Source organism: Paenisporosarcina macmurdoensis (assembly GCF_042658845.1).
GTDB lineage: Bacteria > Bacillota > Bacilli > Bacillales_A > Planococcaceae > Paenisporosarcina > Paenisporosarcina macmurdoensis.
The window spans coordinates 263,970-279,936 of the sequence record NZ_JBHSRI010000025.1; the positions used below are offsets into that span (position 1 = coordinate 263,970).

A 15,967-nucleotide genomic window follows, 5' to 3' on the forward strand; every position below is an offset into this window, starting at 1 on the left:
GATCTGAAAATCTCGGTTAGTACTGCGTGTAATAGAATAAAGCTCAAACAATTGACAATCTGAAACATACGTGTTAAATTTATCTCACATTAAAGATATATCAATTCAAGATAAATAAATTTAACATATATTGAAAGAAGGGATACGAGTGGTAGTAGCTAATAATAAATTAAAAGCAGTTACAGTTATGCTTCGTGCTTCCCAAGCTGTTCAAGAAGTATTGAAGAAGAATATAGCCTTACATGGATTGAACCAAACTGAATTCGCTGTTTTGGAATTGTTGTATCATAAAGGGGATCAGCCAATCCAAATTATTGGTAAGAAGATTCTTATTTCAAGTGGCAGTATCACGTATGTAGTAGATAAGTTGGAGCAGAAGAATTTTGCTATACGTAAAGCATGTCCAACTGATCGTCGTGTGACTTTTGCGGCAATCACTAGTCAAGGTAAGACATTTATGGATGAACATTTCCCGAAGCATGAAGCTAAGATTGAAGAAATCTTTGAACAGTTATCAGAAGATGAAATTAATGACACGATTGAACTTCTTAAACGAATTGGTCATCATGCCGCAAAATTATAAAAAATTTTTAAATATATATCTTGAATTAAAGATATTCAAATCGAGGATAAATTAAAGGAGGAAAAACCATGAATCATTTAAAAGGAATTCACCACGTAACAGCTATCACAAGTAGTGCAGAAAAGAACTACGAGTTTTTCACATATGTATTGGGTATGCGATTAGTGAAGAAAACAGTGAACCAAGATGATATTAAAACATATCATTTATTCTTTGCGGACGACAAAGGCAGTGCTGGAACGGACATGACGTTTTTTGATTTCCCAAACATACCAAAAGGGATTCACGGTACAAATGAGATTTCCAAAACATCATTCCGAGTACCAACTGATGCAGCACTTAACTATTGGGTAAAACGTTTTGACCGATTAGAAGTTAAGCATACAGGTATTCAAGACCAGTTTGGTAAAAAGACAGTATCATTCGTAGATTTTGACGACCAACAGTATCAACTGATTTCAGATGAGTTCAATAAAGGTATTGCTTCTGGTACCCCATGGCAAAAAGGACCGATTCCGTTGGAGTTTGCGATTAGAGGTTTAGGTCCGATTTTCGTCCGTATTGCGGATGTGAATTACTTTAAACAAATTTTAGAAAAAGCCATGTTGTTTAAAGAAATTGCTGTTGAAGGATCTTATCATTTATTTGAAGTTGGAGAAGGCGGTAACGGTGCACAAGTTATTGTTGAGCATAATGACGTTTTGCCAGATGGTCAACAAGGCTTCGGTACAGTTCACCACGTGGCCTTCCGAGTAGAAGACAGAGCAGTTTTAGATGAGTGGACGGATCGCCTTGAGAATCTTGGCTTCCGAACATCAGGTTATGTGAATCGTCACTTCTTTGAATCACTGTATACACGAGTTACACCACAGATTTTATTTGAATTTGCAACGGATGGTCCTGGATTCATGGGTGACGAACCGTATGAAACAGTTGGTGAAAAGCTTTCGTTACCACCATTTTTAGAACCAAACCGTGAACAAATTGAAAAACTTGTGCGACCAATTGATACAGTACGAAGCACAAAAGTGTTTGAAAAAAAATATGAATAACGAGGGATTGTAAATGAACTTTTTTAAAACTTATTTGGTGCAAACAAAAATACACAACAAACAGGAGGAAATGACATGTTAAAAATAGGGATAGTTTTAGGTAGTACACGTGAAGGAAGAGTTAGTCCACAAGTAGGGGAATGGGTTAAAGAACTAGCAGATAAACGCGGAGACGCTGAGTATAAAATCATCGACATCGCAGAATTCAAATTACCACTATTAGGTGAAGCAGGTGGCGATGCATCTGGCGCAGCAGCTTGGTCAGCTCAAATTAATGGCTGTGACGGATTCGTATTCATCGCTCAAGAATACAACCACTCGATCACGGGTGCATTGAAAAATGCTCTAGATTACTTACGTGATGAGTGGAACAATAAAGCAGCCGGAATCGTATCATACGGTTCAGTAGGTGGTGCTCGTGCAACTGAACATTTACGCGGAATTCTAAGTGAATTATCTGTAGCGCATGTACGCGTACATCCAGCGTTGTCATTATTTACTGACTTCAAAAATGGCTCAGTATTCAAACCAGCAGATGTGCAAAAAGATTCAGTAAACCAAATGTTGGACCAAGTAGTTTCTTGGACTGCGGCATTAAAAACAGTACGAAAATAAAGGATTGTGGGTAAAACAATTCTTACCATAATAGATTGCATAAGAAACGAGCTGTGACTATGTCACAGCTCGTTTTTTCGTCCATAAATGAATTAGTAATTATTTATCGTAAATTAATGAAAATCTCATTCATTGCTTGAGATAGATTTCCTTTGATCGTTAAACCGTTAAAATTGATGCCTTGGCTGACAACGATTTGTGCAACTTCAGGTCGTACTCCAGTTAAGACTGTTCGAACACCGATTAGGCTTAATGCATCTACAATTTTGAAGATTTGTTCTGCCACTGCTCTATCTACTATATGAATTCCCGAAAGATCAATGATTAATTTTTCTAGCTGTAGCTTAGTTGCTGAATGTAACGTTTTCTCCATAACGATGCTGGCTCTTTCAGTATCGATATTACCAATTAAGGGTAAGACAGCTACGCCTTGAAATAAAGGAACAACAGGAACTGAAATTTCAATAAATGCTTTTTGCGCATTATCAAGAGATCTTTGATGAGACTCAACATAGGTAAGGCTAAAACTATAAATAGCTTGATCTAAAAGGGGATCAAAAATCGTTATAATTTCAAAGACAGTCGCTGCTGACATATTCTGTGTTTCCACTTCTACTTGGATCGCTGACCATATGTGTTTTCGGTAAAAACTTGCATCTTTTAATGCTTCATCCAATGGAACACCTAAATTGAAGAAGTATTCTCCAGTCTCCTTGCCCCATAAAAGTATGTTGTCTACAGCCTTTTGTTGATCTACATGGTCAATTAAAGCTTCTCCAAATAAACGGATAAAGTTGGCACGAATGTCTATAATATGTTGTTCTATTTGTTCGAATTGTTGTCTCTCTTCTTCGGTCATAACGACTGGTCCCATTCGGTCAGTGTGAACAGCGTTAGCAATCTCATACTTCTTTTCAACGATCATTTTTCCTAACGATTGTAAATATATGTTCATATATTTTCCTCCAATGATTTCATAACGACTATCTGTATGATATTTAAACTCTGGCATCATCTTTATGTAATTTGCATCATATTTTTACTAGTTTATTAGAAATTATTAGGGTATTGTGTTTAAATTTAATATAATTCTTACATTTTATTAATTTTATGAGTATTAGATTAGTATAACATGGTTGTTAAATATTAGAAAAGTGGTAGTTTCTTGTCTTTGTACTGATTTTTTTAGGGCTTCTACTGTTAATTTAATTTTAAAAACATAGTAATGCCTTTTTTGGACAACCTTAAAGAAAGATAAAGTTGCCTGAGGTGATGTTTATGATAATTGAAAGGTCGTCTGAGTGGAAAGAAGGCTTTGTAGAACGATTAGAGAACCGTGAAACATGGGATAATTGGACATTATACAATATGACTTACGAAGTAGTAAAGACGAATTTGATTACAGATTTTTATGGACTTCAATCTCCTAAATACTTACCCAATATCACTCCACTTGTCCATCAACTAGAAGTAGCGGAGACGGTCATTGAACGGATGAATGGAAAAGCAATTCTTGCAGACGAAGTGGGACTCGGTAAAACCATTGAAGCGGGTTTGATCTTGAAAGAATATTTAATCAGAGGACTTGTGAAAAAAGCATTGATTTTGGTCCCAGCATCTCTAGTGAATCAATGGATTGAAGAACTGAACCAAAAGTTTTATATTCCAGCCATGCAATATAAAAAGAATTACAATTTGAACACCTGCAATATTGTTGTCATGAGTATGGACATGGCGAAAAGAAGCCCGCATAAAGAAAACATCTATGAGCAAGATTATGATTTGATCATCATTGATGAAGCACATAAATTAAAGAACCATAAAACGAAAAACTATGAGTTTGTTCAAAATTTAAAGAAGAAGTTTTGTTTGCTGTTGACTGCCACACCTATTCAAAATGATGTATTTGAATTATTTTATCTCATTTCATTACTTAAACCCGGCCATCTTGGGAATTATGAGACGTTTCAAGCAGCATTTTCCGCGAGTAAACACAATCTGGAACACGAAGAGTATTTAAAAGAATTGGTCAATCAAGTAATGGTGCGAAATAGAAGACAGGACACTGGAATCGAATGGACAAAACGTCGTGTTCAAACCATCCCAATCCATTTCACTCCACAAGAAAAAGAAGTCTACGATATGATTCTAGAACTTAAAAATATTTCATCTGTATTTTCAGGTGCCTTCTCTATGATCACTCTACAAAAGGAAATGTGTAGCAGCAAAGAAGCTACATACTTGACCTTAAATAAAATGAGACAAAAATGCACCGAAGCACAAGAGATCGATTACGTGGAAGGAATTATTCAAAAGTTGATGGTTTTGGAAGTGAATTCGAAAGCAGAAAAGGCGTATGAAATCATTTCTGAGGCAAATGATAAGGTGATTATCTTTACCGAATATCGAGCCAGTCAAGCCTACTTGCAGTGGTATTTATATACAAAAGGAATTACAAGCGTCCTCTTTAACGGGAAATTCAAGAAAAACAAACGAGATTGGATGAAACAACTATTTAAAGATCAAGCACAGGTCCTCATTGCGACAGAATCAGGAGGCGAAGGAATTAACCTTCAATTTTGTCACCATGTTATAAACTATGATTTACCTTGGAACCCCATGAAGTTAGAACAACGAATCGGACGTGTCCACAGATTAGGGCAAGAACATGACGTTCATATTTACAATCTGGCAATCCAAAATACAATCGAAGAAAATATTTTGGACCTGCTCTACGTTAAACTTGATGTATTTGAAAAAGTGGTGGGTGATTTAGACGAAATTTTATCAGCATACAAAAAAACCATTTGAGATAAAGTAGCAGGCTCATTCAAGGAGGATGTCCATGTATCCACAACAAATTCATGGTTATTTACAAAAGTTTTTCGTGGAAAATAAGTGCGATATTATAAAGAGTAATAACCATTACATGACTGTTCAATTAACGATTGAAATGGATAAAAAAATTATGAACCGACCATTTTATTGGAAGTACTTAGAAAATACAGATGGCGTTCCGAACCCAGCCATTTTAACTTTCATCACTGATCAAAATAAACTAGATGAAGACATTAAAGGTGAAGTGGTCCACTTTGGTTCTCCTCGGCTCAATCAACTATTTCAAACAACGAAAAAGCTCGGTGCATATGTCCAAATGTATGAGAAAGTGTTATATAATGCCAAAACCAAAACTATTTTAACTCCATGGCTAGGCGTGAATTATAAGGTATCGTATTACAGCGATCAAACGAAAGAAATGTTTAATTCTTTAGGGATTAATCTAATTACAGGCAATATGATCGATGGTTTTCAGGAATGGATAAGTGGAGTGGACTTAGATTCAACTATGTCAGATGATGCCTTTAAAATAACGTATATAATAAAGCCCCTGCGAGCCTTAGAACGATTGGATGCTGCAATAGAAAATATCATCCAAAAAGACAATCACACATGGGCTGACGAAGCGAAAATAAGATGGAAAAAGGATCGGGAAGTTTTAGAATACTTCTATGAAGGTGTAGAAAATAAACCGGAATGTTATGAGATGGAGAAAACAGCGATGGACCAACAATACGAAGCAAGAATTAAAGTTGAGATCGTAAATGGTGGATTATTTTATTTGAAATGATTCGTTAAATTGGCCGTCCTTTTGCATCTTTTTCTAAAATTTTGACGAGGAATAGTGCGAGTAGATTCCTGATCCCAGTGAGTCGGTATTTAGTGAAAGTCGAACAGATTTTCCTAGAAAATCATCACTTTGATGGGTTTCCACGGTTACTATGGAACGTGTATGATAGTAGGATACTGGGAGCCGCTCGTTTCTTTTACAGAATGGTGGAATATGGGTGGTATCGCGAAGGCAAACTCGTCCCTTTTCTTGGGCGAGTTTTTCAATGTGAAAAAAGGAGGGGAATCTATATGTTCATGAAAAACGTAATTATCGTCATAGGTTCACTCATTGTTGCATTTGCTTTTAATTTCTTTTTAGTTCCATATGGTATTTTAAGCAGTGGAATTAGTGGAATCGCTATTTTGGTAGGGTTAATCACCCCTTTTAATACCGGCTTATTGAACTTACTATTTAACTTGCCTTTAGTTGTTTTAGGTTATTTCAAACTTGGAAAAACCATTACAATCAATACGATGATTTGTGTCGTGTCACTGTCGATTTTCTTATATATATTGCCAGTCGTTCAAATTACCGATAATATCTTGCTCTCAACTGTTTTTGGTGGGGGACTTGGTGGTCTTGGGGTCGGGCTTATCTTAAAATACGCTGGCACTTCTGGCGGCTTAGACATTATAGCAATTATGATTTCTCGAATTAGCAATGTTAGTATCGGCTTGCTTCTCACGGCTATGAACGGAGTAATTGTTTTGATTTCTGGAGCGTTCTTCAGCTGGGACATCGCATTATACACCCTTTTATCTATCTATTTGACTGGTAAAATGATTGATACGGTCTTCACGAATCACGTCAAATTGACGATGCAGATTGTTACAACAAAAGGGGACTTAATCCGTAATGATTTACTAGAATCGATCTATCGAGGTATTACCATTACGGAAGGTTACGGCGGTTACACACAAGAAAAGAAGCAAATAATAATGATGGTTGTCACACGCTATGAAACATTACAAATCAAAAAAATCGTTCGAAAGCATGATGAACATGCATTTATCAATATATTTGAGACCGTTGAAGTTGATGGTAATTTTGCTCATAACTAAGTGGCATAGTTAGACTAATAAAAAAAGAAGAAGATTGGCATCTTCTTTTTTTTTGTCTTTTTATAAAGTCTGCTTCCCTACTCACATTCATTCAAAAAGAAACACCGATTAATTGACAGATTTTAAAATATCGTATTTACAAAACATTCACAATAAAATCATATTTAAAATTTGTCGAAACGTGTAAGATTATATTGTTGGATGACAAATATTTATTATAAAGGAGAAAAAAATGAAAAAAATCATTAAAATTATTGCTTCTGCAAGTTTAATGTTTGCAATTATTACACCGACAATGTCGCCAGTTCAGCATGCTCAGGCTGCTACGAACGGGGAAGTTGTCATTAATGAAATCGCATGGATGGGAACCACTGTTGATTATAATGATGAATGGATTGAACTCTACAATAATACAAGTACATCCCAATCTCTATCTGGTTGGACGTTGACTAGTACCGATGGATCACCATCTATTGCTTTAAGTGGAACCATCCCTGCAAATGGCTACTTTATGCTTGAAAGAACGAATGACTCAACGGTTTCTGAAGTTTCTGCTAACCAGATTTATAGTGGTGCCATGGGCAATACTGGCGAAATATTTGAATTAAAAGATGGAAGCGGTGTTGTTATTGATCAAGTTGACGCTTGGCATAGTGGTGACAATACTACAAAATCGACGATGGAGCGAATTGATCCTTTAGCCACTGGGACAGCTGCTGCTAATTGGCACACATCAACCGATACATACGTTGAAGGAGTGGGGACTCCTGGAAAAGCTAATTCCCAACAACCTCAAAATGGAGCATGTGCTGATTCAACAGAACATCTCAATCAGATTTCCGATGCACCGGATGCAATAAATATATACTTCAATAAATGTGCACTTGATCAATATGCTTCTACTAATAATGAAGCCAATTACAATGTAAATCTTGAAAATCGATTGATTGAAAGAATAAACGGAGCTCAAACGAGCATTGATTTTGCGACTTATGAAATCAATCTTCCGAAAATTGTTGACGCACTTATTTTGAAAGCGTCTCAAGGTGTTGACGTTCGAGTCATTGCAGATTCAAAAGATGCGACAGACCCTAGTTATATTGAACGATTTGAATTAATGAGGCTTTATATAGAAGAAATGGTTCGTGGTAAAGACATGGTGATTGGGACAGGTGATGATGTAACGGTTCTCTCAGAATCGCCTATGCTGGCCGTTGAAGATTCAATAAAACGCGGAAGCCATGGACTGCCTTCGTCACCAAACGATTTTCCTCAAAAGACTATTATGGTAGGAAATACTGAAATGTCAGGCTATTTATTTGTTGAAGGAGAACAAAAGACTGACGGCAGCTATTACTCGCCATCAACTCAGATGCATAATAAATTCGCTATTATCGATAATAAATGGATATTTACGGGTAGCTGGAATTTCACGGTTACAGGTCTTTATGGATCAGATGAAAATATGGCTAATGGTGTCCTTGATGGCAACCAACAACATGTCGTAGAAGTAAATTCTCCTGATATGGCTCAAATTTATGAAACAGAGTTTAATGAAATGTGGGGCACAAACACATTGACTCCCGATCTTCAAATTTCTAACTTTAGCTCACGTAAAATTGATAACACTGCGCACCAAGTTACAGTCGGTGGTAAAAACATCGAAGTGTATTTCTCGCCAGGTGATCATGCAGTTGCCAGAATGGTCAATCTTATTAAAACAGAAGCTGATTTTAAAACCTATTTCACTATATTTGCTTGGAGTAGTCAGGAACTTGTTGATGAATTGAAAAATAAGTGGGAAGGGTCTTATGAAGACCAGCAAGGAACTCTTACCGGATTCGATGTAAAAGGTGTTTTTGATAGCAGTTTTTGGACTCAGTGGTGGTCTGCAAGTATTGAAATGACAGGACAAACTGTAACTGGAAGTGTCAACAATCCAAATACACGATGGGCAAATGCAGCACCGGTGTACAAAGATGCTGAATCTCGCAAGCTGCACAGTAAAACGATGATTGTTGATGCCGATACAAATAGCGATCCAACTGTCATTGTGGGTTCTACAAATTGGAGTACGAATGGTGAAGACATCAATGATGAGAATTTACTTATCATTCATGATCAAGCTATTACGAATCAATTCTTACAGGAATTCAATGCTCGCTATTCACAGGCAGGCGGCACAATAACGCAGTAAAAATAATTTTTTATATCAGTAGGGCTGTCGATATGACAGTCCTTTTTTATTTATAGGTAATGTTGCATGGTTATGCATTGAAAAATTTCGGAAATCGTTATTTGATTCCGTATAGGTGGCACTATGTTCCCCTTTTTATCCAATGCCCTTGTTTTACTACATCCTTATGGTAATATAATTATTGATTGATAATTATAACTATTCTAATATATCATTTAATCTACAACTAGGAGGATACATATGAACAAAAAATGGATTATTGTTATTTTAATTGTTATACCTTTTGCGCTTATGCTTGGAGCAATTCCTTTCGTCAATAGAATTGAACCGATTATTTTAGGACTGCCATTTCTTCATTTTTGGTTATTTTTAAGCATGATTATTACTCCACTATGTACGTATGCGATTTACCGAATACAGAAGTCAGAAGGGAGTATTGACTGATGCAGGGTAATTTAACAGCTTTATTAATTACAAGCTTCATTGTTTTATCAGTGGTTTTAATTGGATTTATCGCTGGACGAGATAAAAAAAATAGAAGCTCTGTTGAAGAGTGGTCAGTTGGTGGAAGAAGTTTTGGACCACTGCTCGTTTGGCTATTAGTAGGTGCTGATTTATACACTGCCTATACATTCTTAGGATTAACGAGCACTGCGTTCGCTGCTGGTAGCATTGCGTTCTTTGCCATTCCGTATACCATTATTGCGTTCTTTGTTTCTTATTTTTATCTACCAAAATTATGGGAAGTTTCCAATCGACACAAATTAACAACTCTTGCCGATTATGCAAAAGGAAGATTTGATAGTAGATTTTTATCTTTGCTGATTGCAATTGTTGGTGTATTTATGCTAATTCCTTATATTGATCTGCAATTAGCGGGTATTCAAGATACCTTAACAGTAGCTGGTACTGGATATATAAATATTAAATTCGTAGTTATCATATCGTTCCTGTTAGTCGCACTTTATACCTTCTTTAGCGGAATAAAAGGACCAGCTTATACCGCCGTCATTAAAGACATTCTCGTTTGGGTCATTATGTTATTCCTTGTAGTGACCATTCCAATTATCCATTTTGGAAGTTGGGGATCCATGATCGATAAACTCGTAGTAGAAGCTCCTGAACTATTAACCATCCCTACAACTGGTCCAAAAGGGATTCCGTGGTTTCTTACAGCATCATTAGTTTCTGGATTGGCCTTATTCATGTGGGCTCATGCAGTTACTGGGGTATTCACAGCGAAAAGTGCTGACGTACTTCGAAAAAATGCAATCTACCTACCGTTTTACAATGTCGTGTTAATACTCGTCGTGTTCTTAGGGTTAGCTGCATATCTGGTACTACCAGAAGGAAGCGACCCGCGATTCGCATTACTAAATCTCATTCAAATGTCTTATGGTGGAGTCGTACAAGGATTAGCTTATTCTACAATAGCATTGGCTTCACTAATTCCTTGTTCAATCATGGCAATTGGTGCTTCAAATCTATTTGCCAATAATATTTATCGTGATTTTATTAATCCAAATGTAAAACCAGAAAAATTAACGATGATTACACGTTCAATGGTATTTGTCGTGATTGGATTAGCTTTAATCTTCGGAATGCTTTTCCCAACTGCACTAGTATCTCTTCAACTTCTAGGTGTATCTGGAATGGTGCAAATCTTCCCAGCCGTTGTGTTTAGTTTGTTCTGGAGAAACCAAACAAAAGAAGCGACCATTATTGGATTACTGGTTGGACTATTTACGACGTTTGCCGTTTACGCTACAGGAAATTCATTCGGAATTTATGAAGGTTTCTGGGGACTATCAGCAAACATTATTGCTCTGATCATACTAAATCCATTATTTGTTAAGAAAATAAAAAATAAATCTAATCCAATTATCGATCAATTATTTACTAAACAATAGATTTCGAAAAAACAAAGAGGAGGGAAGTGACTTTGTCACTTTCCTCCTCTCTGTCATGCACGCATCTCACTTTTAGCAGTTTGCACAATATTCGTCTTCACTGCTATCTTTCGATTTTCTTGAATAGTTCAAACAGACTCGATTTTGTATTGTTTTTATCCACTTGAAGGTTATAAGACTGTTCATGAAGTTTTCGATTGATCTCCATTTTTTTCGCTTCCATCATTTGCTGCATTTCAAAATGATTTATCATATACTCACCCTTTTCAACATGATTTCTTCTTATAAATATGATCAGTTCATTACATAGCGATTGAAAGAATACTGTATTTCACTTTTGACCACATTCGATATTTATATGCAGGTTCGATACAAGGTGACACTAAAACACATTTTTTTATTGGCGAGGCTATGTAAAGAATGCTGTTGCAGCGTGAGTGGGAAACGGCTTCCTTTCCGCGGACGAACAGGAAAGCCCCCTCCCTACAGCGAGGAACGAATGAAAGAATTAGACAAATCAGTATGTGGTTTTCATACTTGTTAGCTCATGCGGAATGTGCGGACAGCACAAATAAATAATCAGCAACAATATAAATTAAAAGCTCTATATTAAGTCTTCTTATTCAAGTAAACTCGTTAGCTCACTTAAAGACAGTTGACTGATAACTTCATAGCCTTTACCTGGTCCGTGGGGTTTTACCACGACACTTCCCATGTCTGGAATTTGGCCCAAACCAAGTCCTTTTGGAAAACTATGAGCGATAATGACCTGATTACTTCTAGGGGGTGGTTGAATTTCCAACAATGAATGGAGGGATTCTACTATTTTATTCTGTTCTAGCGAGCTCAAAGTCCCGCTTAACTTATAAATTTCAAACAAGAAAGGATCAACTTGAACATTCTCTGCTCCGAAAGCCAATTCAGCAGTTTCTCTCGTTCTACAAAAAGGGCTGGCAAGAACCGGATATTTAACTGGAATTCGTAAACTGCGAAGTGCCTCCCCGTATGTTAGCTTGTTTTCTCCCAACTTCTGAAAGATTTCTTTGGGTAGAACAATCCTGTAAGTTCAGATTTGGTTGATCATCTCCAACGAGTGCTTCTCCGTGTCTAGCATACAAAATATTACCTCCTTCTCGAAGTGAAGTGAGCAAAGCCGGGTTAATTGTCGTGGATTGAGTATTATTATGTTCATTTGCTCCAACCATTGTTGTCCTTGGAATCATCACATGCACGAGCATTACTTGGTATTGATGTTCAAGTGCTTGATTGTAAAACTGTTGCGCTGCGTAATGATAAAATAACGCTGGACTGTTTACAGATGCCATCTTCAATCGCTCGAAATACCTTGCTTGTTCAAAATGAAACAATGCCAGTTGTTCGAGACTCGGAATTAAATATTCATTTTGGCGATTAATCAACTTAATTTCTCCTTCATGTTGCATGATCTAGCCATTTTGTTGTATTTACATTTTTGGGCATGGAATTCCCTTAGACAAGATTTTGTCGGCAGTAGAATTACTAATAACTAGTTGTGCTATCTCCTAAGAGAGGTTGTTATTTGATTTATTTCATTATGGAAATATAAGAATGATAGACTACTTGCCTATTTCTACTTGAAATAGAAAACATATAGTATACCAATCGGTCTGTTTATTAGATTACAAGTTTAGGAGGACTATAAACTAGTGACAAGAGGTTTAAGTAGATTGAAAACAAATTAAAAAGGGAGATTTTTGCAATTGAATGTTCAAAGTACACGGATGCAAGGAATTGATTTAATGATGCATTATGTAAACAACTTCGCGGAAAGGAGGAAAGAATTTTGTATATAAAATGGATAACAAATGAGGAGATAGATAAAATTTATTTTCCAGTAAGTTTTCAAGGAATGGAAATATCCTCTTTAGAAAAAATTAATTTTCACTTTGGGCTATGGGAAAAAGAATTATCTGTACAATTTTTAGACGAGCTATCTGACGACGTAATTGGCTTATCTACAAATTTAAGAAACGATGTCTTCATTCCTGATGATTTGTTTTTTGAAATCAATACTACAGAAGATAGTCTAAGCATAGGGCCAGTTATATTGTATGTAGTATCGAAGCAATTTGTTAAACGTCTGGGAAGATTAAAGAAGAGATTTAAAAAAATACTTCCATTTAACGGTTTGATAATTGTTAGTTCTCCTGAAGGAATAAATACCGAAAAGAAGACAATTAAAGGGTATTACTTACAGCAAAAACCTAACACGAAGAAATCGAATTGGAAGGAAGAAGTATTTCCATACCCAGGGGCAGTTTTTAAAAGAAAAAATCTTCCGAAAAACGTAAATAAACATTTATATGAAGTGACAGGCGGCCGAGTATTTAATTCGGATTTCTTCAATAAATGGGAAATGTGGAAGTGGCTATCTCCTAACCAGATTGTACGCAGTCACATACCTCATACAACAGAGTTTAAGAGTCTAGCTAAAATTAATAATATGTTAAAAATCTATCCATCTATTTATTTAAAGCCTAAAAGTGGATCTCAAGGAAATGGGATTATTGAGATTAAAAGGCTGGATAATCAATGTCAAATAACTGATTCTAAAAATAGGGTAACGCATGTGGAAAGTGGAAGACTAGGCAGTCACCCGATTATCAAAAGACTATTAAAGAAGAAAAAGAAATATATGATTCAGCAAGGAGTTCCTGTACAGCACGACTCAAGGAATGTTGATTTTCGAATTTACATGCAAAAAGATGAAACAAAACAATGGAAGTGTACGGGGTTTATTGGTAGATTTGCTAAGCCAGGAAGCATTACGACTAATTTGCACCATATTGATTATATACTTCCAGGAAAAAAGGCTCTTCAGAAACTTTTCAGTCAAGATCAACATGATTTGGAATTAATAGAGCAAAAGATTGTTAACGTTTGTATTGATGCATGTCAGACACTTGATCAGCATGGTTGTTATGGAGACTTGGCAATTGATTTTATTCTAACTAGTGATTCACATGTATGGATATTGGAAATGAATAAAAGATATGGGTATAAAAGTTTTCCAATAATTAAGGATTTAGCATTATATGGTAAAATAATACGTAACCCATTTCTTTATGCAAGCGCACTTGCAGGTTTTATTATTAATAAGTAAACGATTAGATAGGTGATTCGAAGATTCTTCAGGAATAATAGTAAATGCGGTTAACATAGAATAAGATATTGGGTATCCATTTATATAGATACAAGTGGGAATGTGTTAGTTCGAAATTATATAGGAAAATCAAAAAACGGCTGAAATAATATCCCCAGCCGTTCTTTTATATGCACTGTATACCTATTCTTTAGTTCTCAACATGCTAAAAACATACATCATGAATTATACCAGAATGATGGATTTACAAATGACTTTGCATCATGAGCTGAATAAATAGGTAGGAGACACGTGGTTTATTGGGACGAGTGAAGAATAAAGTGGGATTAATGATCGTGAAAAACTGAAGAGAGGGAGAGGTCACATGTTTGGTTTTTTTAAAAAATCTTGTGCGATTTGTAAGCGAAAAGTGAAGCCATTAAGAAAATATCGAAATGATCGAAACGATGTGATGCATGTTTGTGTGCCATGCAGTGAGTATGCAGAGAGACGCGCTTATCGGAAAGTGACTTAGAGCTCTTTGTACAATAATCTCTTAAAATACTATTTCCATCAGAAAATTTAAATGAATTTTGCAACAGGATTTCTCACTATGCACATAGAAGTATAATTAAAGAGGTGGGATGAAAATGAAGGTTTATTATAGATGGGGTGTCTTTGTTCTTCTTATAGCTCTTACTGTCTTGTTGATTAACAAAGGAATGGATTTGAGGTCACTTGGAACAAATGTTGATGGAACTGGAATTGGAGTACATTTTTTATTCCTTGAAATAAATGATCGGGTACCAGAGAACAGTATCCCATCATATGCAAATGGTTTTTTTATTGTAAGTTTAATGACAGCTTTAGCTGCACTAGTTCTTGCTGGGCTAAACTTATTAAGATTTAAAGGAACCAAGGCAGGAATTTAATTCTTTATCTCTGATTCTGGCGTCTCTACTTCTCCAAGAGGTGGAGGTGCTCTTTTTGTGTACTTCCTAAGTGTGGTGTAATGAGCTGTTTTGCATGGCAACACAAGATGTTGAAAAAATAATAAATTAAACGCTCATTTCAAATGGTTCTAAAGGATTTGCGGTAAGTATAAAGAAGATGTAAGTTAAATTGAATGAAAACTGATGGTTTTTGTCCTGTGTATCAATAAAATTATAGTAATTCTAAGCAACTGGATTGTTTTGTTGCTATACTTTATGAATATTCAATAATTAAAATGCCACACCTAAAGTGAGCACTTTTATTTATTATGAAGACAGATGAGGAGTGAAGAAATGAGTAATGTTATTGTTGTTCCAACAGATGGCTCTAATAGTTCAATTAATGCACTTCAGTATGCCATTGATTTGGCAAAAAAAACAGATGGGGAAATAATTTTATTAAATGTACAGCCTAACTTCGCATCACCGAATGTGAAAAAATTCTTTAACAAAAAGGATGTAGAGGAATACACCCAGATGTTGGCTGCCGAAGCATTAGAGAAAGTAAAAGGAGTCGTTGAAGAGGCAGGGGTACCGAATCAAGTGAAGGTACGTGTAGGCTTGCCGAAAATCGAGATTTGTCAAGAAGCTAGGGAAGCAAATGCTGGTTTAATCGTAATGGGTTACCGTGGGTTGGGAGCAGTTGCTGGAGTCGTATTAGGCAGCGTGAGTTATGGCGTTCTTCACGAGTCCCCGTGCCCGGTTACCATTGTTCGATAACAACTAGTTGATTTTAAAAAAAGTAAATTAAGACTAGCTGTCTTTT

The 15,967-nt window shown here is 35.9% G+C and carries 16 protein-coding genes; 12 read left to right on the forward strand and 4 right to left on the reverse strand.

From position 1 onward, the window contains the following. The first annotated feature begins 148 nt into the window (after window positions 1-148). The 3 genes from ACFPYN_RS14975 (at window position 149) to ACFPYN_RS14985 (ending at window position 2,250) form a co-directional block, all read left to right on the forward strand. Window positions 149-583, forward strand: a complete 435-nt coding sequence (locus ACFPYN_RS14975; RefSeq protein WP_377735278.1) for a MarR family winged helix-turn-helix transcriptional regulator — start codon at window positions 149-151, stop codon at window positions 581-583. Between the two features lie 68 nt (window positions 584-651). Continuing rightward, entirely contained in the window at window positions 652-1,635 is a 984-nt protein-coding gene (locus ACFPYN_RS14980; RefSeq protein ID WP_377735279.1) for a ring-cleaving dioxygenase, read from the forward strand. A 75-nt stretch (window positions 1,636-1,710) separates the two neighbouring features. Next, window positions 1,711-2,250 carry an NADPH-dependent FMN reductase gene (locus tag ACFPYN_RS14985; RefSeq protein WP_377735280.1) on the forward strand — a complete coding sequence of 180 codons (540 nt, stop codon included), beginning with the start codon at window positions 1,711-1,713 and terminating at the stop codon, window positions 2,248-2,250. Window positions 2,251-2,353: 103 nt separating this feature from the next. On the opposite strand, the gene ACFPYN_RS14990 is transcribed toward ACFPYN_RS14985, so the two are convergent. Continuing rightward, entirely contained in the window at window positions 2,354-3,205 is an 852-nt protein-coding gene (locus tag ACFPYN_RS14990; protein WP_377735281.1) for an STAS domain-containing protein, read from the reverse strand. A 323-nt stretch (window positions 3,206-3,528) separates the two neighbouring features. On the opposite strand from ACFPYN_RS14990, the gene ACFPYN_RS14995 reads away from it, so the two are divergent. The 6 genes from ACFPYN_RS14995 (at window position 3,529) to ACFPYN_RS15020 (ending at window position 11,088) form a co-directional block, all read left to right on the forward strand. Then, window positions 3,529-5,061, forward strand: coding sequence for a DEAD/DEAH box helicase (locus ACFPYN_RS14995; RefSeq protein WP_377735282.1), 1,533 nt, complete (start codon window positions 3,529-3,531; stop codon window positions 5,059-5,061). A 34-nt stretch (window positions 5,062-5,095) separates the two neighbouring features. Beyond that, entirely contained in the window at window positions 5,096-5,878 is a 783-nt protein-coding gene (locus ACFPYN_RS15000; protein ID WP_377735283.1) for a YqhG family protein, read from the forward strand. A 290-nt stretch (window positions 5,879-6,168) separates the two neighbouring features. After that, window positions 6,169-6,981 carry a YitT family protein gene (locus ACFPYN_RS15005; RefSeq protein WP_377735284.1) on the forward strand — a complete coding sequence of 271 codons (813 nt, stop codon included), beginning with the start codon at window positions 6,169-6,171 and terminating at the stop codon, window positions 6,979-6,981. A 232-nt stretch (window positions 6,982-7,213) separates the two neighbouring features. Further along, entirely contained in the window at window positions 7,214-9,178 is a 1,965-nt protein-coding gene (locus tag ACFPYN_RS15010) for a phospholipase D-like domain-containing protein (RefSeq protein WP_377735285.1), read from the forward strand. 240 nt (window positions 9,179-9,418) lie between these two features. Next, window positions 9,419-9,622 carry a DUF3311 domain-containing protein gene (locus ACFPYN_RS15015; protein ID WP_377735287.1) on the forward strand — a complete coding sequence of 68 codons (204 nt, stop codon included), beginning with the start codon at window positions 9,419-9,421 and terminating at the stop codon, window positions 9,620-9,622. Continuing rightward, on the forward strand, window positions 9,622-11,088 hold the full coding sequence (locus tag ACFPYN_RS15020; protein ID WP_377735288.1) for a sodium:solute symporter family protein: 1,467 nt from the start codon (window positions 9,622-9,624) through the stop codon (window positions 11,086-11,088). Before ACFPYN_RS15015 ends, ACFPYN_RS15020 begins: the two co-directional genes overlap by 1 nt. A 103-nt stretch (window positions 11,089-11,191) precedes the next feature. On the opposite strand, the gene ACFPYN_RS15025 is transcribed toward ACFPYN_RS15020, so the two are convergent. From ACFPYN_RS15025 to ACFPYN_RS15035, 3 genes are all read right to left on the reverse strand, one after another. Then, the gene (locus ACFPYN_RS15025) at window positions 11,192-11,341 is read right to left on the reverse strand and encodes a hypothetical protein (RefSeq protein WP_377735289.1); all 150 of its coding nucleotides are present in this window, start codon (window positions 11,339-11,341) and stop codon (window positions 11,192-11,194) included. A 366-nt stretch (window positions 11,342-11,707) separates the two neighbouring features. After that, complete coding sequence (locus tag ACFPYN_RS15030; RefSeq protein WP_377735290.1) at window positions 11,708-12,007, reverse strand: hypothetical protein; 300 nt, start codon at window positions 12,005-12,007, stop codon at window positions 11,708-11,710. Between the two features lie 49 nt (window positions 12,008-12,056). After that, on the reverse strand, window positions 12,057-12,506 hold the full coding sequence (locus ACFPYN_RS15035; protein ID WP_377735292.1) for a hypothetical protein: 450 nt from the start codon (window positions 12,504-12,506) through the stop codon (window positions 12,057-12,059). Window positions 12,507-12,910: 404 nt separating this feature from the next. On the opposite strand from ACFPYN_RS15035, the gene ACFPYN_RS15040 reads away from it, so the two are divergent. The 3 genes from ACFPYN_RS15040 to ACFPYN_RS15050 all read left to right on the forward strand — a co-directional run bounded on the left by ACFPYN_RS15040 (window position 12,911) and on the right by ACFPYN_RS15050 (window position 15,921). Then, window positions 12,911-14,230 (forward strand): YheC/YheD family endospore coat-associated protein, encoded by a 1,320-nt coding sequence (locus ACFPYN_RS15040; RefSeq protein WP_377735294.1) that lies wholly within the window; start codon window positions 12,911-12,913, stop codon window positions 14,228-14,230. A gap of 629 nt (window positions 14,231-14,859) precedes the next feature. Beyond that, window positions 14,860-15,141, forward strand: coding sequence for a hypothetical protein (locus tag ACFPYN_RS15045; RefSeq protein WP_377735295.1), 282 nt, complete (start codon window positions 14,860-14,862; stop codon window positions 15,139-15,141). A 354-nt stretch (window positions 15,142-15,495) separates the two neighbouring features. Next, entirely contained in the window at window positions 15,496-15,921 is a 426-nt protein-coding gene (locus ACFPYN_RS15050; RefSeq protein WP_377735296.1) for a universal stress protein, read from the forward strand. The last annotated feature ends 46 nt before the right edge of the window (window positions 15,922-15,967 follow it).

Coding starts and splice junctions, on each gene's coding strand:
- ACFPYN_RS15045 (WP_377735295.1), top strand. CDS start 14,860: ATGAAGGTTTATTATAGATGGGGTGTCTTTGTTCTTCTTATAGCTCTT.
- ACFPYN_RS15015 (WP_377735287.1), top strand. CDS start 9,419: ATGAACAAAAAATGGATTATTGTTATTTTAATTGTTATACCTTTTGCG.
- ACFPYN_RS14995 (WP_377735282.1), top strand. CDS start 3,529: ATGATAATTGAAAGGTCGTCTGAGTGGAAAGAAGGCTTTGTAGAACGA.
- ACFPYN_RS15000 (WP_377735283.1), top strand. CDS start 5,096: ATGTATCCACAACAAATTCATGGTTATTTACAAAAGTTTTTCGTGGAA.
- ACFPYN_RS14990 (WP_377735281.1), bottom strand. CDS start 3,205: ATGAACATATATTTACAATCGTTAGGAAAAATGATCGTTGAAAAGAAG.
- ACFPYN_RS14985 (WP_377735280.1), top strand. CDS start 1,711: ATGTTAAAAATAGGGATAGTTTTAGGTAGTACACGTGAAGGAAGAGTT.
- ACFPYN_RS15050 (WP_377735296.1), top strand. CDS start 15,496: ATGAGTAATGTTATTGTTGTTCCAACAGATGGCTCTAATAGTTCAATT.
- ACFPYN_RS14980 (WP_377735279.1), top strand. CDS start 652: ATGAATCATTTAAAAGGAATTCACCACGTAACAGCTATCACAAGTAGT.
- ACFPYN_RS15010 (WP_377735285.1), top strand. CDS start 7,214: ATGAAAAAAATCATTAAAATTATTGCTTCTGCAAGTTTAATGTTTGCA.
- ACFPYN_RS15005 (WP_377735284.1), top strand. CDS start 6,169: ATGTTCATGAAAAACGTAATTATCGTCATAGGTTCACTCATTGTTGCA.
- ACFPYN_RS15025 (WP_377735289.1), bottom strand. CDS start 11,341: ATGATAAATCATTTTGAAATGCAGCAAATGATGGAAGCGAAAAAAATG.
- ACFPYN_RS15020 (WP_377735288.1), top strand. CDS start 9,622: ATGCAGGGTAATTTAACAGCTTTATTAATTACAAGCTTCATTGTTTTA.